The organism is Clostridium sp. FS41 (genome assembly GCF_000954015.1).
Lineage (GTDB): Bacteria > Bacillota > Clostridia > Lachnospirales > Lachnospiraceae > Enterocloster > Enterocloster citroniae.
In genome coordinates this window covers 53,111-73,916 of sequence record NZ_JYHN01000090.1, presented here as the reverse complement: position 1 = coordinate 73,916, position 20,806 = coordinate 53,111, and the positions used below count along the sequence as shown (strand labels likewise).

Annotated in this window: 17 protein-coding genes; 1 reads left to right on the top strand and 16 read right to left on the bottom strand. The window is 48.6% G+C overall.

Features of this window, described 5'->3' with window-relative positions:
- Window positions 1-2: 2 nt before the first annotated feature.
- The 3 genes from CLFS41_RS27030 to CLFS41_RS27020 form a co-directional block, all read right to left on the bottom strand.
- Entirely contained in the window at window positions 3-1,736 is a 1,734-nt protein-coding gene (locus CLFS41_RS27030) for an iron ABC transporter permease (RefSeq protein ID WP_082082706.1), read from the bottom strand.
- Window positions 1,733-2,824: an ABC transporter ATP-binding protein gene (locus tag CLFS41_RS27025; protein ID WP_045094130.1), complete on the bottom strand. Its 1,092-nt coding sequence runs from the start codon at window positions 2,822-2,824 to the stop codon at window positions 1,733-1,735. Before CLFS41_RS27025 ends, CLFS41_RS27030 begins: the two co-directional genes overlap by 4 nt.
- A gap of 146 nt (window positions 2,825-2,970) precedes the next feature.
- Complete coding sequence (locus tag CLFS41_RS27020; protein ID WP_045094129.1) at window positions 2,971-4,083, bottom strand: ABC transporter substrate-binding protein; 1,113 nt, start codon at window positions 4,081-4,083, stop codon at window positions 2,971-2,973.
- A 194-nt stretch (window positions 4,084-4,277) separates the two neighbouring features.
- Between CLFS41_RS27020 and CLFS41_RS27015 the strand changes: the two genes are divergently transcribed.
- Complete coding sequence (locus CLFS41_RS27015) at window positions 4,278-6,422, top strand: helix-turn-helix transcriptional regulator (RefSeq protein ID WP_007862265.1); 2,145 nt, start codon at window positions 4,278-4,280, stop codon at window positions 6,420-6,422.
- 12 nt (window positions 6,423-6,434) lie between these two features.
- On the opposite strand, the gene CLFS41_RS27010 is transcribed toward CLFS41_RS27015, so the two are convergent.
- The 13 genes from CLFS41_RS27010 to CLFS41_RS26950 form a co-directional block, all read right to left on the bottom strand.
- Window positions 6,435-7,544 carry an aminoglycoside phosphotransferase family protein gene (locus tag CLFS41_RS27010; RefSeq protein ID WP_045094128.1) on the bottom strand — a complete coding sequence of 370 codons (1,110 nt, stop codon included), beginning with the start codon at window positions 7,542-7,544 and terminating at the stop codon, window positions 6,435-6,437.
- Window positions 7,545-7,547: 3 nt separating this feature from the next.
- Window positions 7,548-8,474 (bottom strand): sugar phosphate nucleotidyltransferase, encoded by a 927-nt coding sequence (locus tag CLFS41_RS27005; RefSeq protein WP_045094127.1) that lies wholly within the window; start codon window positions 8,472-8,474, stop codon window positions 7,548-7,550.
- Window positions 8,475-8,521: 47 nt separating this feature from the next.
- Window positions 8,522-9,412, bottom strand: a complete 891-nt coding sequence (locus CLFS41_RS27000) for a carbohydrate ABC transporter permease (RefSeq protein ID WP_007862269.1) — start codon at window positions 9,410-9,412, stop codon at window positions 8,522-8,524.
- Between the two features lie 15 nt (window positions 9,413-9,427).
- Entirely contained in the window at window positions 9,428-10,333 is a 906-nt protein-coding gene (locus CLFS41_RS26995; protein WP_007862272.1) for a sugar ABC transporter permease, read from the bottom strand.
- A gap of 120 nt (window positions 10,334-10,453) precedes the next feature.
- A complete protein-coding gene (locus tag CLFS41_RS26990; RefSeq protein WP_045094126.1) occupies window positions 10,454-11,791 on the bottom strand; it encodes an ABC transporter substrate-binding protein in 1,338 nt (445 codons plus the stop codon).
- Between the two features lie 306 nt (window positions 11,792-12,097).
- Window positions 12,098-12,448 carry a cupin domain-containing protein gene (locus CLFS41_RS26985; RefSeq protein ID WP_007862275.1) on the bottom strand — a complete coding sequence of 117 codons (351 nt, stop codon included), beginning with the start codon at window positions 12,446-12,448 and terminating at the stop codon, window positions 12,098-12,100.
- Window positions 12,429-13,775 (bottom strand): Na+/H+ antiporter NhaC family protein, encoded by a 1,347-nt coding sequence (locus CLFS41_RS26980; protein WP_045094125.1) that lies wholly within the window; start codon window positions 13,773-13,775, stop codon window positions 12,429-12,431. Before CLFS41_RS26980 ends, CLFS41_RS26985 begins: the two co-directional genes overlap by 20 nt.
- A gap of 58 nt (window positions 13,776-13,833) precedes the next feature.
- Window positions 13,834-14,751 carry an isocitrate lyase/PEP mutase family protein gene (locus tag CLFS41_RS26975; protein ID WP_052665901.1) on the bottom strand — a complete coding sequence of 306 codons (918 nt, stop codon included), beginning with the start codon at window positions 14,749-14,751 and terminating at the stop codon, window positions 13,834-13,836.
- A gap of 109 nt (window positions 14,752-14,860) precedes the next feature.
- Entirely contained in the window at window positions 14,861-16,564 is a 1,704-nt protein-coding gene (locus CLFS41_RS26970; protein WP_007862278.1) for a peptide ABC transporter substrate-binding protein, read from the bottom strand.
- On the bottom strand, window positions 16,561-17,511 hold the full coding sequence (locus tag CLFS41_RS26965; protein ID WP_007862279.1) for an ATP-binding cassette domain-containing protein: 951 nt from the start codon (window positions 17,509-17,511) through the stop codon (window positions 16,561-16,563). Before CLFS41_RS26965 ends, CLFS41_RS26970 begins: the two co-directional genes overlap by 4 nt.
- Before the next feature lies 1 nt (window position 17,512).
- Window positions 17,513-18,583, bottom strand: a complete 1,071-nt coding sequence (locus CLFS41_RS26960) for an ABC transporter ATP-binding protein (protein WP_045094124.1) — start codon at window positions 18,581-18,583, stop codon at window positions 17,513-17,515.
- Between the two features lie 14 nt (window positions 18,584-18,597).
- Window positions 18,598-19,629, bottom strand: coding sequence for an ABC transporter permease (locus CLFS41_RS26955; protein ID WP_007862281.1), 1,032 nt, complete (start codon window positions 19,627-19,629; stop codon window positions 18,598-18,600).
- Entirely contained in the window at window positions 19,629-20,576 is a 948-nt protein-coding gene (locus CLFS41_RS26950) for an ABC transporter permease (RefSeq protein ID WP_007862282.1), read from the bottom strand. Before CLFS41_RS26950 ends, CLFS41_RS26955 begins: the two co-directional genes overlap by 1 nt.
- Window positions 20,577-20,806 lie beyond the last annotated feature (230 nt).

Genomic DNA, 20,806 nt, shown 5'->3' with positions numbered 1-20,806 from the left:
ACCTACGCTCCCTTCCTGTCTTTGGTGATTTCCGTGACAATGGTATTACATATAATAATGATTACAATGGCCAGTGAGGCCAGGGCCGATGCCTGAGGGATCATGCCTGCGTCCCTTAAGGAATAGATCTGTACCCCCAGCGTCCTGGTATATGGCCCGTAGAGAAGAATGGATGTGGTCAGCTCCCTCATGGCCGGCAGGAAGATCAGGAAGAATCCCGATACCATGGCCGGGCGGATCAGAGGCAGGGTGATATCCTTCAGGGATTCCGTGTGGGTGGCGCCGCAGGCCCTGGAAGCTTCCTCCAGGGAGGAGTTGACCTGCTGCAGGGATGCGGAGGCGCTCTTCATGGAGAAGGACAGGTATCTTGCCATATAGGCCACCAGTATGATCCATATGGTATTGTACAGTTTAATCCCAAAGATGGAGCCGGACCAGGAAAGGATAACGCCGATGGCCAGCACGGTTCCGGGTATGGAATAGGGCAGCACGGAAAGGATCTCCAGAATACCTTTGCCCTTTGGTTTAATGCGGTTAATCACGTAAGCCACCATAACACCCAGGAACATACACACGATCCCGGCCGTAACAGACAGGAACAGTGAGTTTTTGATGGAATCCAGAGTGGCCGTGGAGGTCAGTACCTTCTGGTAATTCTTCAGGGAGAAGTTCTCCGGTGTAAGGGGGAGCCCATATGCATTGACCAGGGCTACCAGGAATATCATGACCAGAGGGACCACAACAATAACGATCAGTGTAAGGCAGGCAAATGCCAGCAACGGGTATTTGGCTCCCCTCAGCTTAATCAGGGTAGGCCGCATGGACTTTCCCTTGATAATGTCATAGCTTCCTGAGCTGAGCACCCGCTTTTGGATCACCAGTGCCACCGCCACCACCGCCACCAGCAGGATGGACAGCGCGGCGCCCTGGCGGATTCCCTCAAAGCTTCCCGAGGATTTATAGATCAGGGCGTAGATCATGGTGGGCAGTGTATAAATATTCTTGGAAAAACCAAGAATGGACGGCACTCCGAAATGAGCCAGTGAGGATATGAGGATCAAAAGCGCTCCTGCGGAAATAGCTGGTTTTACCAGGGGGATCGTAATCTTTGCTATGACCTGCCCCTGCTTTGCCCCAGCGATCCTGGCTGACTCCTCCAAGGTGGGGTCCATGCGCTCCAGGGCGCTTACCACCTGCATGAACACAAATGGGAAATAGTAGGAGCACTCCACAAAAATGATCCCGCCGATACTGTTGATATTAATGGGCGCACTGGCCAGGTGGAAGGTTGCCATCAGCCATTTGTTCACATAGCCGGCCCTTCCTGAGAAAAGCAGATCCCATGCCATGGCACCAAAAAACGGAGGAAACATGTAGGGGATGGTAAACATAGCCCTCATAAAGCCCTTGGCCGGAATGTCGCTGCGCCCCAGAAGCCAGGCATAGAACAGACCCATAATGGTTCCAAACAGCGTCACCGCCAGGGCGATAACAATGGTGTTCCACATTGCCTTCAGGTTATCCATATTTCCTATCACTGATACAAAGAGGCTGATATCAAACTTGCCCTCATAGAAAAACGCATTGTAAACGATCATAAAGATCGGGATCGCCACAATGACCAGAAGCAATACAAAGCTGAGGCCCGTCATGGCCTGGTCCAGGCCGAACTTCCTGCCCTCCATGGCAGCCAGCTCCGAGCCGCTTGTCATGGCACGCCGTCTCCTGAATGTCATAGGTTTTCCTCCTTTCCAACTGCAGGATAAAACTCAGGGCTTATGAATTTAAGACCCACGGTTTCCCCTTCCCGCTCCACCGTGCCTGCCTGATTGGCGTCAAAGGCATTTTTCTGAACACGGATCTCCTTGCCGTTAAAATCCACAAAATAATCATACTCGCTACCCAGGAATACGGAGCGTTTTACCGCTGCCTTCAGGGGTGATGCAGAGTCAAACGTAATGTTATTGGGGCGCACGCCCATGTCCACGGTTCCCGCCTGTTCATACTGTGCAGGCACCTTCCCGTCAAATACCATCTTTCCGTTGCCGGAAAAGCACCAGTCCTTTCCCTTTTTGCACAGTGTGAAGAAATTGGAAACACCGATAAACTCAAATACAAACCGGTTGGCGGGCCGGAGTATGATATCCTCATCCGCTCCCAGCTGGCACAACTCCCCTTCCCTGTTCATAATGGCCATCTTATCGCACAGCTGCAGGGATGCCTCCTGATCATGGGTGATGTAGAAGATGGTGGTCCCTATATTTTTTTGGATCTGCCGGATCTCTATGAGCATTTCCTCTCTCAGCTTTGCATCCAGGTTGGTGATTGGCTCATCCATGACGATCACCGCATCGGAGCTGACCAATGCCCTTGCAATGGCAACCCTCTGCTGCTGGCCGCCGGACAGCTGGCTGGGCAGGTAGCCCGCGTATTCGCTCATGCGCACCTGTTTTAGTGCGTTCTCCGCCCTCTGCTTGACCTCCGTCTTTGGCATCCTGCGCTTTTTCATGGGATAGCACACATTTTCCAGAACCGTCATGTGGGGCCAAACCGCATAATCCTGGAACACCACGCCCACATCGCGGCGCTCCGGCGGAATATTGATACGCCTTGCCTGTGAAAATACACACCTGTCCCCAATCCAGATCTCCCCTGTGCTGGGCTTGTTAAATCCCAGGAGACAGCGGATCAGCGTGGTCTTGCCGCAGCCCGAGGGGCCCACCAGGCACATGATCTGGCTGTCGTCCACTTCCAGGGAAAAATTCTTTAAAATCTGTCTGTCCCCATAGGAAAAGGATATATTGTCGAACTTAATACTAGCCATTATAGGTCCTCCTGTCCCTTGTAAATGTAATTCCATCCATGCGGATAAAACAGGGCCGGAACTTCTTCCGGCCCCGCTTACATGTTCCCGCTTTCCTTGCTATACATTCCTTGCTATACTTTTAATGTACTTTTAATATATTTTCCTTACTTAAAGATCTTGTCAAATGTCTCAATAATCTGATCTGAGCTGTCGGACAGGGACTGAAGGTCAACGCTCATGGCTGACTTTGCGATCTCCTCCACGCTGGCGCCCTTCTGGTCCACGTCATCCCTTACGGACAGCAGGTTGTTGTCTACCAGGATCTCCTGGCCTTCCTTGGAAAGGATAAAGTCATACAGCAGTTTGCCGTTGGTATCGTTTGCGCATCCCTCAACCAGGCCAATGGGTGAGAAGATGGAAACCAGGTCGGAGTCCAGATACCTGAAGCCCAGAGGCGAACCCTCATCCATCAGGTTCTGTGTTACATAATCCAGCATGATCCCCACCTTATAGGCGCCTGCAGCCACCTGGTTGTGGGTTGCGGTGGTGCCGGATTCCAGCTCACATCCATTTTCTTTTAACTTCTTAAAATATTCCTCACCATAAGATGGATCAGAAAGGAGCGCTCCCACAAAATACTTTGTGGTGCCTGCTGAAGACGGGTCGGTCATTACGATCTGGTTGTTCCACTTTGGATCCAACAGGTCATTCCATGTCTTGGGCGCTTCCTCCTCCGTAACCAGGGTGGTGTTATATCCCACGGACATGTTCATCATACGTGCACCAGTGTAGTATCCGTCCGGGTCAATAAACTTATCGGCAATGGCGCCGGCCTCCGGGGATGAATATTTTGCAAGAATGCCTTCATTTTTAAATCCAATATAGTCCGAGGGGTCTCCCACCCAGATCACATCAGCCGCCACCTGTCCTGACTGGTGCTCGGTGGCGATCTTGGTGATCACCTTTCCTGTGCCTGCAAAGTAATAATCCATCTTTACATTAGGATATTTCTTCTCAAATCCCTGCTTAATGGCCATCAGCTGATCCTCCTGCATGGAAGAGTACAGCATTACATTGCCGGTCGCCTCCGCATCTGAGGAAACTGCCTCAGTCCCTTCCTGTCCGTTTTCCGCCTCTGTGCCTTCTGCCTGAGCTTCTGTCTTAGGAGCCTCAGCTGCCGTTGTTGGCTCCGGTGTCTTAGCGTTGCCGGAACCGCCGCATGCTGTCAATGAAACTGCCATAGCTGATGCAAGGATGACTGCCAATGATTTCTTCATAACTATACCTCCCTGAGTACGTTTAATTTTTGCACATACGAAAATTCTTATATTTTGTTGTGCAATTTGTTTGTTTTGCAGTTGATTTGATTGTAAATTTTATGCTAAAATATGTAAAGTATGAAAAATGTGGAAGTGAGCCGATGTACAATTTTTAAACCCTGCAAAGTTTAAACTTCCCCAAAGGCGGTAAGATGACGGAGAAAGCAGTAAAAAACCCCAAGAAAATCAGACAACTCATCCACATCCTGGCCCTTGGTTCAGGATTTCTTGTGGTGCTTGCCATCATCTTCCTCACCCTGTTCCGCATTTTCGAGCGCATCACCTATGACTCCATTTCCGACCTGAACCGTGATTTTGCCATCCAGATCGATTCCCTTACAGAAACCATCAACTCCTCCATTGTAAATTATGGAATGCAGCTGTTTTATTCAGATGCGGTAAAAACCATGATGGGATCCGGAACCTTTTCCAACACGGACCGTGTATACATGACCAGGGATCTGAATACGTCCCTAAGCTCCACGGATTTTGCAGAGTCCATCATCATCCACAACGGCTACACGGAGCACGTATACTCCACTGATCCCTCCTTCCCGGACCAGCCCATTGATATTTATAAGAAGTCCCCCATCCGCCAGCTCCTGATCAGCAGGACCAATGAAGACCGTTTTAAACCCATCTACTGCCATGAAAACGGACCTGGCGGAAAAGAGTACTACACCTTTATGTTCTACGAGGTATACCCTGACGGAACCCCCAAGCCCAGCACCCTGATCATTACCATCAAAAGCAACTGGTACAAAAAGTCCCTGCTGGCCTCCAACCCGTCCTCAGACCTGATCGTCATCAACAAGCACGGGGATATCCTGGTGTCCGCAAGCGACTCCCTCCTGGACAAATACACCGAGTACTATCCCATGATCACCAAGGAAAAAAACAGCGGGTATTTTATAGACAATAAGAAAAAGGAAATCTGCATGTATTATGAGTCCCTGACAACGGGCCATACCTACATGAAGATCTCCCCTTTGCAAAAAACCCTTCCCCGCCTCCTGTACTTTCGCCGGATCGTGGTATGTTTTATGGTAACGCTGATCTCCATTTTCGGCGCTGCCCTGGTTGTGCTGCTCATCTTTGCCCTGATGCCCATGCTCAGGCTAAAGGACGCCATTAAGACCATTGACAAGCTTCTGGAGGGAAATGAACCCGACATGCCCGGTCCTCCCAACGCTCCCTCCCTTCCCCTGAGGGAACAGATCAATGCAGTGGTGTCCAAATCAGAGCGCGCCAGCCTGGAGCAGGTCCTGTATGACATGCTGGCCGGCAAGCTCTCTTTGTCCTCCTCCCGACTTTTTAAGAACCAGGAAGGCCCATTTGGTTTTATGCTGGTCCATGCCCAGCACAGAAAAGACATCTACGAGCTGGTGGAAAAACAGCACCCGGAAATGGTAGTCACCAAATCCTCCCACATCTATGCCTGCATTGGCATCTGGGAATCTGAGGAGGATTACAAAGACCTGGCCGCTTTTATTTCCCAGTCACTCAACTGCCGCCTGTTTAAAAGTTCCCTGTTTACGGATTTTGAGAGCCTGGCCTCCCATTTTTCCAACCTGAACGAACTGCGCAAGTTGGGCCTGATCCTCAATGAGGAGGAACTTGTGATCCATGAGGAAGCCCTGGCCATAAAAACTCCGGCCAATACCATTACCACCAGGGATTTTACAGACCTGATCGTACGCCTCAAGTCAGGCAGCCTTGACCTGAGCCGGGCCAAATGGCTGGAAATCCTGGACACCATTAAAAACTACCGGTACGATGACTTTCAGTACATCCTATACCGGGCCGAGGATACCATATGCAATATTTTAAATGAGTTTTCCAGCGATCTGCTGAAAGACGGCCAGAAGCTTCTCCCCGAATCCCTGGAGCAGATCAGGGATCTGGGGGAGATCAACCGGGCCTTTGACAGGGCCTTTGTATCCATCTGTGATAATTACAGTGAAAAAAAGGCGGAAAAATATTCTGAACTGGCCCGCCACATTAAAGAGATCGTCCAGGAACACTACCATGACAGCAGCCTGAACTCCCAGCGCATTGCAGACATGATCCAGATGAACAATGCCTATCTGGGCCGCATGTTTAAAAGTTCTTACGGACGTTCCATCAACGACTATATCAACACATGCCGTCTGGAGGAGAGCATGCGCCTTCTCAGGCATACGGACCAGTCCGTGGAGGAGATTGCGCAGCGTGTGGGCTTTTCCAATATTAAATATTTTTACGTGCTGTTTAAAAAGTTTACAGGGATAACCCCCACCACCTACCGTGCGGGATAGGCGGCGGGGGGATCAAAGGGAAACAGCGGAAACCATTTCCACAATTGTCTGCATCTCTTCCCACTTCTGTTCCATGTCCTCCACCAGCTTAAACTGGGTCCGGCACCGGTCCAGATTATGTTTCTCCCTGGCGGTCTTAAAATAGGTATCCCCTTCCAGGTAATCTGTCAGGAAACGCATTCCGCACTCCAGGGTCATAAGGCGTGCGCCCTGGGGCAGCATTTTTACCTCCTCCTCCGTAAGGCTCCCCGCGCATCCCTTTAAGAATCCTTTGGTGTAGGTCTCAAACAGAGGAAGGGACAGGGAAACCTTACTCAGATCCGTCTCGTCCTCCTCCGCCGTGTTGGCTCCAAACCGTATGGAATCGCCGAAGTCAAAGATGGAGAGTCCTGGCATCACTGTGTCCAGATCAATGATGCAGATGGCCTGGCCTGTGCTGTCATCGATCATAATGTTGTTTAGTTTTGTGTCGTTGTGGGTTACCCGCAGGGGAAGCGCCCCTGATGCCAGCATATCCATGGCAAGGCCCATATCCCCGCCCCTGTCCGTCACAAACCGGATCTCTTCCCTCACCTGGTCCGCCCTGTTACAGATATCCTGATCCACAACCTCCTGAAAGCGCTGAAACCTGCGGGGCGTGTCATGGAAGCCCGGTATGGTCTCGGACAATTCTTTGGCCGGATACCGGGACAAAAGGCGCTGGAAATGGCCGAAGGCCTTGCCGCTCTGGTAGAAATCCTCGGGCTTTTCCACCAGGTTGTAACAGGTGGCTCCTTCAATGAACAGGTACATCCTCCAGTAGCTGCCCTGACTGTCCACGTAAAAGGCTTCCCCCTTCTTTGTCTTTACCAGGTTCAGGGTCTCCCGGTCAGGGTCTCCTCCGTTTTTTATGACCTCCTGCCTTAAAAATGTGGTCACGCCTTCAATATTCCTCATCAGGGACACCGGGTCCCTGAAAATCTCATCATTCATTCTCTGAAGGATATAGGGACGGTCGCACACCAGCTTAAAGGTGTCGTTAATATGTCCGCTCCCGTAGCGCTCACAGCTTACCATGCGTCCCTGTGTCATAAAAGCCGCGGACGCTTCCTCCAGTATCCATGTCTCTATCTCTGTACTCATCTCTCAGCCCTCCCACAGCTTCTGTGGATACAGTCCGCTGTCCTTTAATCCTTTGATGGCCTTTACCACCATCTCCTTATCCTCCTTGTAGGTGACTCCATACCAGCGGTCCACACTCTTTAACACCGTAACCTGGGCCTGATCTGCTTTTAACAGCTCATCAACCACAAAGGGAAGGAAATACTCGCACTTTAAGGGATCCGCGGAAAGGTTCTTTTCCAGGAATGCCCCGAACCGTTTTTCCAGTTCCGCCAGGATGCTGGCCGTAAATCCCCACATGTTCATGGACACAATGGCGGACTCCCCAAGTTCCGTCCATGTGGACCCGCCATCCTCCGTGTATTCAGCTATATCGCCGTGCTTTTCTATTCTGGTGCGCTCATGGACATCGGTCAGGCAGTTGCATTCATCCACCGTACACACGCCTCTGGCCACATATCCGTTCTCCGTAAGGGTATTATAAAGACGGTAGCCCACCATGGTATACTGGTATCTGTCATTATCCTCCACGGATGAAAGCTGATCATAAATCATGTGAAACGCTTCTTTTCCATAATAATCATCCGCATTAATAACCGCAAAAGGACCGTCTATGCTGGATGCGCAGCACAGGACCGCATGGGCGGTTCCCCAAGGCTTTACCCGCTCTTTTGGCACCTGGAAACCTGCCGGTATTTTATCCAGTTCCTGAAATATATACTCCACATCCATGTACTTACTGATCCTGTTCCCTATATGGATCTTAAACTCTTCCTCAATGGCCTTCTTGATAATAAATATTACCTTCTCAAATCCGGCTTCCCTTGCATCATAAATTGAAAAATCAATTATGATATTGCCATACTCATCCACCGGGTCGATCTGCTTTAATCCCCCGTAGCGGCTTCCCATACCAGCCGCCATAATCACCAATACAGGTTTCTTTCCCATGCTTATCTACCTCTCTTACTGGATTTTATTCTGTGTCTCGACATGACCTAACCCTTAACACCGCCGCCTGTAACACCTGCGATGATCTTCTCAGACAGGAAAATATACAGGATAAAAGTGGGCAGGAATACAATGACCACTGCCGCAAACATGCCGGCCCAGTCGCCTGTGTATTTCATGGAGTTGATCATGGAATACAGTCCGACCGCAACAGGGCGCACCCGGTCCGAGTTGCCGAATATCAGGGAAATAAAATACTCATTCCAGATATTGATAAAGTTGAAAATGGTCACGGTCACAATGCCGGGCTGGGCCATGGGAAGCATGATCAGCCAGAACGTCTTCACCGGCGGACACCCGTCAATGGCTGCCGCCTCCTCAAACGCCCTGGAAAGGTTGGCAAAAAAGGTAGTAAGGAAAATGGTGGTGTAGGGCACATTGATGCCGATATACAGAAAGATCAGCGTGGCCATATTGGCCGTTACATTGTTAAGGATGTTAAGTCCGGCCACCAGTGCAAACAGAGGAAGCACGATCATCACAACCGGAACGCCCATGGATGCAACCAACCCGGTCTGTATCAGCTTATTACACACAAAGTCAAAACGTGACAGCGCATAGGCCGCAGGCGCGCAGATCACGATCAGCAGGGTACAGGACACAAAGGAATAAAACAATGAATTAAAGAAGATGGTGGACACATTGGAATTGACCCACGCCTTCACATAGTTTTCAAAATGGAAACCGCTGTCCAGCAGCTTGTTGGAGAAGATCTCCTTGGTGGTGGAAAAGCTGGCCAGAAGCACCCAGCCCAGCAGTATAAAGGTAAAGAGGATCCACAGGGTCAAAAGCAGATAACCCGGACCCAGCTTCAGTTCCCTCCTCCAGCGGATGGGTTCACTGTATCTCTTTTCTTTTTTACCAAATAATCCTGACATATACGTTCCCCTTCCCTAGAATTCCAGATCATCATCTTTCAAAAGATGATTACACAGCCAGAATACGGCGACCACGCACACGCTGAGCATAACGCCCACCGCTGCGCCCACACCGGAGTTTCTCTCAGTCACACTGTTTCCTGCGCCAAAAATCTGCATATACAGGTAAACCATGGGCGTGATGGTCTGGGTATCGGCTGTAACGGTTGAGAACAGCTGTGACCACACAAAGAATCCAACGCTTGTAACGCTCCACATGGTAATATTCGTTCTGAACACGCCCTTTAAAAGGGGCAGTGTGATGTAGCGGAACTGCATGAACTTGTTGGCTCCGTCCAGGGTTGCCGCTTCAAAATAATCCTCGCTGATCCTCTCGATCCCGCTGGAAAAGATCAGCATATGGTATCCCACCATACCAAAACAGTAAGCCAGCAGCAATGCCATGAACTTGTGGTCATTGTCCAGCCACTGGATTTTGGCAATGGAATCCAGTCCAATGGATGTAAAAAATGTTTTTAACAGGCCGAACTTGGGGCTGTATACATACTGCAGCCACATGGTAGCCAGCGCAACCGCGCTGACGATATTGGGCAGATAGATCATGGCCCTGAAAAAGCTCTTAAAACGGATACCGCTGGTTATGATCACTGCGAACAAAAGTGCCAGGGACATGACGATAATGCCTCCGATAAACCAGATACGGACCAGATTCCACATGGACATGCGGAACAAGGTGGTGTTAGCCAATTTAACGTAATTATCAATTCCGGTAAAGGTCCATTTTGACATGGCGTCCGTGATGCCTTCAATCTTGAAAAAACTCATCAGAACGGTTCTGACGATGGGATAGAGGAACACCAGGACAAACATCACGACTGCCGGTGTCATAAACGCTATGATCATTCCTTTGTTTCTTTTCACACCAGTGCCTCCTTACTTAAAAATTATGCTGCTGCATAAAATTTAAAAGAGGCGGCAGCGTTAAACGATGCCACCTCAATGATGATGTTGCTTATATGATACTCTTGCTGCCTGTAAGCTTTACTTTCCGGCTGCCTGCAAATTTGCCACAAACTCATCCGCTGTGACGGAGCCGCCGCAGAGCTTCATCATGTTCTCCTTGATGATCGGCGTCATGTCTACGTTGTCCTCTGCGCCGGCCGCCCATGGATAACGTGTGGTCAGGCTTTCCATTACCGGCTGTACACATGCGATCTGTGCCGGCCACTCAGTGTTGGTTGAATCGGAAGGAATGCCTACGGACTCAACGGAAAGCTTCTTGTCAAATTCGCCCTTGGTGATGTATGTGATCAGCTGGAATGCAGCCTCTGCATTCTGTGAATTCTTGTTAATGGCCAGAACCTGCGCGCCGAAGTTAGCTGCTTCCGTGCCGTCTGTACCGTTCTCTACCGCCGGATAGCTGAAGCATCCCCACTTAAAATCGTCCCCTGCCATGTCCTTAACCTCGTTTGGAAGCCAGGAGCCGTTGAGATACATTGCAGCAGTGCCCATTGCCAGTTCCTGGTTCTGTCCTGCAGGCCATACGTTGGAGCCGATGCCCTCGGAGAAATACCCCTTGGCTGCAAAATCCTCATATGCTTTAGCCATGGCCAGTACGGAAGGATCATCCCACTTATTGTTCTTCACAATGTCAGATGTCTTATCATATCCGTTGATCCTGGACATATGGTATCCGAACATGCAGAGAATGTAGGCGTCATCACATGTGATGGGCGTATAGCCTGCGTCCTTGATCTTCTGGCATGCCGCGTCCAGCTCTGCCCATGTCTTCGGAACCTCTGTCACGCCCGCCTCGTCAAAAATGGATTGGTTGTAGAAAAATGCAAATACATTTGGCTGGTAAGGAATGGATTTAAGGGTTCCGTCCCCAACCTCACGGCACGCGCCCATCAGACTCGCGCTTGCGGTTGCCTCGTAGTCGTTCTCCTTTACCAGGTCTTCCAGGTCCAGGATATATGCGCCCCATGTCTTGTTCACTCGGTCGATATCCTCGTCAAACACATCAATGTTGGTTCCTGCATCCAGCGCCGGCTGAAGACCCTCGCGGATACCGGTACGTCCCTTAAACTGAACGTCAACTGCGATTCCCGTATCGGCCGCAAACTTGTCAACCGCTTCCTTGATCACCTGTCCCTGCGGCTCTGTGGACTCCCACATGGACCAGTATACAAGGCTTCCTCCATCTCCGGCCGGCGCCTGTGTGTCAGCTGCTGCGCTGTCACCTGCCGCTGCCGCCGTTGTCTCCGCTGCCGCCGGTGCCGCTGCCGTTTCTGCCGGTTTGGAGCCGCCTCCGCATGCGGTCAGTGAGCCGGCCATTGCCGCTGTCAGTGCCAGTGCCCATAATTTTCTTCTTTTCATATAATACTTCCTCCTTAAATATATTTGTATTTTTGTCCCTTCAAATACATTTCTCATAACTCAAGTATAGTAAAATTGCACATAATATTCTTTGCACAATCTATCGTTATATTTAGACGATAAGACTATTTTTATATATATTATACAAATATAATGTTGGTATATGTTTATATCAGGGCATATGCGACATATGCAGCCGTTTTATGTATGACAATATATAAAAAAGGACTCTCCCACCATCCGTGATTTAAATCATCAGATTCATCATCACTGGTGCGACAGCCCTCTTTTATATTTCATAAAATATTATTCGTACAGAATCAAGGCAATCATTTCAATGGGTTCTTCACCGGCACAGGCGAGTCCGTGCCCTTCACCCGGTGCACAATAGGTTACATCGCCGGCACCAACGGTAACCATGGTTCCATTATCATTGTAATGTCCGGTACCGCTCAATATGTAATAAGTTTCACTGTCGCCGGTATGAACATGATAACCGATCTCAGAACCGGGATAGACGGTGGTATGGCCAAAAACACGGCCTTTTTGGCTCATTTCATCAGGGCCGTTTAACAAACTGCGGACGGTAATCTCACCGGTGCCCTGAAAAGGGGCAGGCTTCCGGACAGTTTCTTTTTCAATGCATTTTCTTATCATGATATTTCCTCCATTTATTTATATAATTAAAGTTTTGTTTTCTGAGAGATATCCAGAGATTCCATGCCGGAACCAGGTACAGATAAAACGCAGCCAAAAGGCAGGTCATCTCTGCTCCGATCGTGGCCACCGGTACAGCACCGGCAATCGCCCATGGGATTAATGCCGCAATTAAAATGACCGAATTTTCCAGAGCAATCGCCAGTTCCTCTTTATCCTGATAGAGATCATCACAGATCTGCCAGGTCAGAATTGTTCCCAGGCTCTGATTACAGCTGACCATAGAAGAAAGAACCGAAGTCAGGATCACGGTGCCAAAGGGCGTTAATTTGACAGCGGTCTGCTTCAGCCTGTCTTTTATCCCGGAAAGAAGCGGTGTAACCGAAAAAATTCCGGAATAAGAAGCCGATATGAGCACAATTGCCCCGACCTCAACCATAGACGAAATCCCGCCTCCATCCAGCAGTACGGCCAGCCGGCTTCCTTCTTCAAAGACGCCTCCTGTCCATAATGTGCGTATAAGCTCACCGGGTGTAATTCCCTGAATCATGATTGCTGCCGCAGACGCTGTCACAATACTGGCTCCCATGGCGATTTTCACATCCACCCGCAGAAGCGCCAGCAAAAGCATCAGCACTGCCGGCATGACGGTTAGCCAGCTGAGGGAAAAATTTTCCTGAAAGAGTATGGTCACGGTCGGATCCGGTTCCGCAGCCATGCCTCCCGCCAGCACCACATAAAGAACGCAGGAAGCCAGAAAAGGAACCACGCTGGTTTTCATCATCCCCCGGATATTCCGGTAAATATCTGTCCCGGTAAGGGAGTATACAAGTATTGCGCTTGAAGACATGGGAGAACAACGGTCTCCGAAAAAAATACCGGATAAAACAGCCCCGGCTGTCAGCATCGGATTCAGTCCCGCCGCATTGGAAATCATCATACAGATGACTCCCATGGTACTGCTGGTACCAAACGAGGTACCTGTCAGAAACGACATCATGCAGCACAAAAGAAATGTACACAACACAAAGTACCTGGGTTCGATCAAATCCACAGAGTGATACAGGATAAAAGGGATTGTGCCTCCAATCCGCCAGCTTGCTGTCAGGCAGCCGATCAGCACAAAAATGATTATAATATTTCCCACCCGCGCCATGCCGCCAAGCAATAATCTCAATACATTTCCCAGCGTCCGCCCCTTTTTTACAGTATACCAGGAAAAACAGAGCATTCCGAACAGCAGTGCATATAAAAGTTCTGTTCCTGTACCTATACACACGGCCAGAGCCACCAGAAAGGCCCCAAGTACCCATGTCTCCAATCCCATCTGATTCCTCCTTCAAACACGTATTCCGTGTTTTACATAATGGCCGGTTTCACCTGAATCACTTCATCTCCTGGAACGTTCTCTCTAACTGCAGCCACTGCGTTCCATAAACATTAAATGCCTCTTTCTTTTCCTCTTCTGTAAGACCATCCATCTGATGACGGCCGGAAAAAATGCCGTTCTTATTCTGGAAATTATTCTTTCCATAAAGTACCATGCCCCACATTGCCCCTTTCTCCAGGCAGTGGATTGTCACAAAATTAAAACCAAGCTCCTTCACGTCCTCCATGGTAACCATCGGCACGCCATCAGGCATTACGTCAATATCCGGATACATCTTCCAGCCGGGAACAGCTGCGGCAACCTTTTTGCACTCTTCCATATCATTGACACGGTTGATCAGGGTCATTGGTGCTCCCAGCTCATGGGCGCGGGCCACACGTTCCATCGCATCATCAAATCCATTGACAGCTCTGCTTTCTGTCCGCGCAATTACAACGCAATCCGTTCCTTCCACCGCGGCCAGAGCCGCTTTTATCTTGGCAAGGTAAACATCCATCGGCATAACATCATAAGGTTTTTTCCCGGTTCCGCGGTAATAAGCCAGACGTTCATATCCCCTGACGCCCTGCCCGTCATCAAGAGTAAAACCCTGGGCTCCGGCCCGGACCAGTCTCTTAATATTCCGGTATACGTTCAGCGGGCTGTCACCGTACCCCTCATCAAAATCCACGATCAATGGCAAGGGTGAAAAATCAGTAATCCGTTCCGTCACATAAATCAGCTCATCCGCCGTCATCAATCCCAGATCCGGCATACCGGTCAGCCCCTTTGACACAGCCGCGCCGCTGAGCAGCATCGCCCTGTATCCGCAAAGCTCCGCAGCTTTTGCAGAAAAGCAATCCCATACGCTTGAAGCAAACACCTGCTCTCCATCTTTCAACATTTTCATAAATGAACCTTTTTCTTTAAACACAGCAAATTCCTCCTAATACTATTACATGAGACAGATGCGGCTGTGATAAATGCAGATTCAAACCACATTTTCACAGCCTCATCAATATCATCCGGCGATTTCAGATCGCTCAGTCATCCATTGTAACAAAACGGTAGTTCCATGTCAGGCTGGTATTACGTACCTCTAACCCATGTACTTTTGGATTGATCAGCATAGCCAGACCATTCTGTACAGTCGGGAATACGGCCACATCCTCATCCAGCAGAATCTTTTCCGCCTCTGCCAGGCTGTCCCATCTTGCCTGCGGATTTTTCAACATCTCTGCTGTAGAAGCTGCATCAATAATATCATTAAATTCTTTTCCGTCATAACGTCCGTAATTATGCTCATTCTTTCTTCCCAACAGTTCAAGGAATGCCATCGGATCCTTATAGTCCGGGCCCCAACGGAACAGGAACAGATCAAAGTCTCCACTCTGTGCATAGGTAAGAGCTGAGCTGGACGGATAGCTGTACAGCTCAATTTTAAGCCCCGGCAAAGTCTGCTGCCACTGTGAAGCAATATATTCAGCCTGGGCGATGGATGCGTCATTATTGTTATAGTACATCAGGCGCAGCGTTACACTGTCCTTCCCCAGTTCCTCAAGTCCCTTTTGCCAGGACTGCTTTGCCGCTTCCATGTCGTATGCCAGGAAATGATCACCGTTGGTATCACGCATCTGGGTCTTTTCATCAGGAGCAAAGCACAGATTATACCCGACTAAGTAATTGGCTGCCTGAGAACCATTGTTCAGTACTGTCTTTGCAATTGCATCTTTGTTGATGGAAGTTGCCAGCGCTCTCCGGATATTAACATTGGCCAGTACTTCATTTTCAAAATTAGGGTATATATACCACATATGTACTTCCAGCGCCTTTGTAAATGCCGGACTGCCGGCGTAATTATTAATCAAAGCTCCGCTGATTTCTACAAAGTCCAGCTCTCCGTTTTCAAACATCAAAGCGCCGGTCTGGGAATCAGTCACAATCTGCCAGTTCAGCTGATTAATATCGATATTGTCCGCATTCCAGTAATCAGGGTTTTTAGTCGCCCTGATATTGGTGGCGTAATCCCAGTAAGTCCAGGTATACGGGCCGTTATAGATGGTTGCCTCTGGTTTCATGCCATAATCTTCACCGGCTGACTCAAAATATGCCTGGTTGATGGGAAGGAACGCAGGACGTACCAGGGTTTTCAGAAAATAAGGTACGATTGCTTCCAGCTCGACCTGCAGTGTCTTATCATCAATTACAGTAACCCCCAGCTGTTCCGGGTCCATCTCTCCGTCTACAATCGCTTTTGCATTTTTAATGCCTACTGCAACTGCTTCGTTGCTGTTCTTTGCCGCGGTAGCCGGATCCACCAGACGTTTCCAGGAAAATGCGAAATCGTTAGCAGTAACCGGTTCTCCGTTGCTCCAGTAAGCCTCTCTAAGATGGAAGGTATAGGTCAGGCCATCCTCTGATATCTCATAGCTTTCTGCCATCAGCGGGTCTAAGGCGCCGTTTTCATCCAGAGTATACAAACCGTCAAACACCGCTGTCAAAAGCTCATTGGACATGGGGTCATTTACCTTGTGGGGATCACATGCCTGTAATGCTGCAAGTTTTGCAATATTCAGCACATGCCCTCCTTCTGCCGCTTCTGCCGTTTCCGTACCAGCCGCGGATGATCCGTTAACAGATGCAGATGATCCCGTATCCGCAGCCGCCCCTGATCCGCAGCCTGCCAATGCTCCGGCAGTAATCGCCGCCATTGCAAGCAACGCCAATACCTTTCTACCTTTTCTCATAATGATCCTCCTTTATTTAAATTATTTATCCACTTTGTAAATTCTTCCTCCGCAGCAAGTACCTGATGTGTCTCGCTTAATGCATGAACCGTACCTTTTGTATAATCGATTCCCAACTCCCCTGGGTCATAAAATACGGGAACCTTAGCCGCCGCCACCCTGGGATTCGGCTCCAGAATAGCGGAAAGCAGCGACCTGGTATAGGGGTGTACCGGATCGGCAAAAATCTCATCCGTTGTCCCGGTCTCCACAATATGGCCCAGATGCATGATTCCAAGACGGTCACTGATATATTTCACCATGGAAAGATCATGGGCAATGAATAAATAGGTGATCCCCAATTCATCCTGAAGGTCCCGCATCAGATTCACCACCTGCGCCTGGATCGAAACATCCAGTGCGCTGATACACTCATCTGCAATCACCAGCTGGGGAAGCATGACCAGCGCTCTGGCAATGCCGATTCTCTGCCTTTGCCCGCCTGAAAACTGATGTGGAAATCTGGTGGCATGCTCCCTGTCAAGCCCCACCTTTTCCAGTATCGCATAGATCTTTTCTTCCCGTTCTTCTCTGCTCTTATAGCTGTGATGGGCGTCCAGCCCTTCCCCTATAATGTCGATCACCTTTTTTCGCGGGTTCAGGCATGACATCGGATTCTGGAAAATCATCTGCATATTGGTGCGAAGATAATCCCTTGTGGCTTTGTCAATGGGACCGCTGATCTTTTTACCATTAAAAATAACTTCTCCGTCTGTGGCATCATACAACCGTATGATCGAACGTCCCGTTGTAGTTTTACCGCTTCCGCTCTCGCCTACCAGGCCATACGTCTCTCCACGGTAAATCTTAAAGGAAATATCATCCACACCTTTTACGGTAAACTTATGGTTGATTTTAAAATATTGTTTTAAATGCTTTACTTCTAAAATCACATCCCTCTCTTCCATATCAGCTCACCCCCTTCAGCATCCGGTCAATTTTGGTACGCAGGGATTCCGGCATCCGGACCTTTTCCGCGTTGGGATGGCACAGCCATGAGGCAACCCTGTGCTTTCCGCCCACATTAAACATCGGAGGCGCCTGCTCAAAATCAATTTTAAGCGCATACGGATTACGGGGCGCAAAGGCATCTCCTTTGATTTCGCGCAGAAGGTTGACCGGCTCCCCCGGAATAGCAAACAGACGCGGCGAGTCTGTGGTAAGATCCGGCATAGAGGAAAGCAGGCCCCATGTGTAGGGATGCCTTGGATCATAGAATATTTCCTCTGCACTTCCCTTTTCGATCATTCTGCCGGCGTACATCACGCACACATAATCCGCCACCTTGGCTACAACACCAAGATCATGCGTAATGTAGACAACCGATATCTGCTTCTCCTTCTGGATCTTCTTAATCAGATTCAGTATCTTCAGCTGAATCGTAACATCCAGTGCCGTTGTAGGCTCATCACAGATCAGAATATCCGGATCGCAGGCCAGCGCGATTGCGATGCCGCCCCTCTGGCACATTCCTCCGGAAAGCTGATGAGGATATTGTTTAAACCTCTTTTCCGGGTTTTTAATTCCAACCTCTTCCAGAAGCTTGATTGCCCGTGCTTTTGCTTCTTCCCGGCTCAGCTTATAGTGTTCCAGCATTCCTTCCATGATCTGGTTTCCAATGGTCACGGTGGGATTAAGGGATGTCATGGAATCCTGAAATACCATGGAAATATGGCGTCCGCATATTTTGCTGCGTACATCCCGTTCCGACATCTTCGCAATATCTACGGTCTGCTTCTGTCCGTTCTCATCCCACCAGCTGTAGTTGATGGAGCCATGGTCAATATGCTGATTATTACTGATAATACCCATAACGGCTTTCATGGTAACAGACTTCCCACTGCCGCTTTCCCCCACAATTGCCACTGTTTCCCCTCTGTACAGATCAAACCGCATTCCCCGGATAGCCGTTGCCTTCCCATGCACCGTATCAAAGGAAATTTCCAGATCTCTAATTGATAAAACTCGTTCTCGTTCCATCTTTTCATTTCCTCCTACATATCCTTCATGGTCGGATCAACCGCATCCCGCAGCCCGTCCGCAAACAGATTGAAGCTGATCATCAATATGGCCAGAACCGTAACCGGCGCAATTACCAGATACGGATATGACAGGAATGAACCGTACCCGTCACTGACCAGGGACCCCAGGGATGCCATGGGAGCTCTTACTCCAAGACCAATATAGGAAAGATAAGACTCCGTAAAGATGGCACTGGGGATGGAGAACATACTCATGGTAACTACCTGACCGAGAACATTCGGAACAATTTCTCCAAAAATTGTTTTGCGGTTATTGGTTCCCAGGGTGTGGGAAGCCAGTACATATTCCTGGCTTTTCTGCTTCAGCATCTGCGCCCTTGCAACCCGGCTCATGGGAATCCAGCCGCTTACAAGAAGCGCCAGGATAATCGATGCAATTCCAGGTTCCAATACAAGCGCAAACAGCGTGACCAGAACCACCTGCGGAATCCCGTTCAATATTTCAACAAAACGCTGCATCAGAAAATCCACCTTTTTTCCAAAATACCCGGAAATTAACCCGTAGCTCATTCCTATGGCCAGATCAATCACAACCGCAATCACCGCAATCAAAAGGGAGAGGCGGGTTCCGCTCCAGAGTCTTGTCCACAAATCCCTTCCCAGGGAATCTGTACCAAAATAATAATAAACATCATCCGGTATTCCCCGCTGTGCGTAAACATCAACCCCGTCCTTTACACCATTGAAAATACCAAAATTCTCAAGTACCGGTATTCTGGGCGAGAGAGAATTATGTTCCAATATTACCTGATCATATGCCCTGGCAGATACGACCGGTGCAAACATTGCAAACAAAATAATTACCACAATCATGGCAAGTCCCACCATGGCACCTCTGTTATGAAGCATTTTTAAAGCCACATCTTTTCCATATGAGGTATTCTCATATACTTCAGAAACCTCATGAAAATCAGAAGGATCTTTATGTACCAGTTTCAGTTTCTCCGCTGGAATATCCGGTATATTCATATTGATTTCCTGCATTATGCTTTACCTCCAGACACGCGAATCCTCGGATCTATAAATCCGTATAATACATCAACCACCAGCATGATTACAATATACAAAAAGCTGTAAACAAGTGCCACCGCCATGATCACATTGTAATCATTATTTTGTACACCGGAAAGCAGCATCTGTCCAAGTCCGGGAACTCCAAAAATCTGTTCTACAACAACACTTCCAGTAATCAGCCCAATCATCAGAGGAGATAATACAGTAATAATAGGAACCAGGGTATTTCGTAACGCATGCCGTACAATCACTTTACGTTCATTAATTCCCTTGGCTTTTGCAAGAATAATGTAATCACTGCTCAGACATTCAATCATCTCCGACCTTGCATACCGTGCCATGGTTGCTATGATATAAGCAGATAACGATAAGGTTGGAAGGATACTGGAAAAGACCGGCTGATCGATCGCGAACCGAATGGGAAACCACCCCATTTTAAATGCAGCAAAAAATACCAGAAATAGTGCGAACACATAAGCAGGTACGCTGAATCCAATCACAGAACATACGGTTGCGACCGTATCGATCCAGGTATTTTTCTTCAGTGCTGCAATAATTCCTAGAACCAGTCCGATGACAACACCGATCAGCATGGCCTGAACACCCATACGTATTGTGATCGGTAATCGTGTGGCCATCATATTTGATACCGGCTGGTCAACGGCAATCACATAAGATATTCCAAAATCCCCGTGGAACAGATTCTTCAAATAAATCCAATACCGGACAAAAAATGGTTTGTCCAGACCATATTTATGTTCCAGAAGCGCCTTCTGCGCTTCATTCAGCTTTTCATTATTAAATGGCGATCCCGGCAACAGATCCATTAATAAGAAAAGCAAAAAAGTGATCGCCAGGAGCGTTACTGCTGCGATCAGTACACGCTTGACAATATATCTCCCCATATCTTTGCCCATATTCAGCCTCCTTGCTCCATTTCATTTTGTTTGACGGCAAAACACATTTTTATGCAATAAATACATTTTCCGTTCTTTTCTTTTGTTATTATATATCACTTTTTACAATATGTAAAATTCATATATTTCTTATATTCCATTAATTTTTTTCATGTAATTTAGGTTATTCTATTGACACTCAGCATAATCCATGAAAGAATAATAGAGACATCATTATCATATAAAAATAA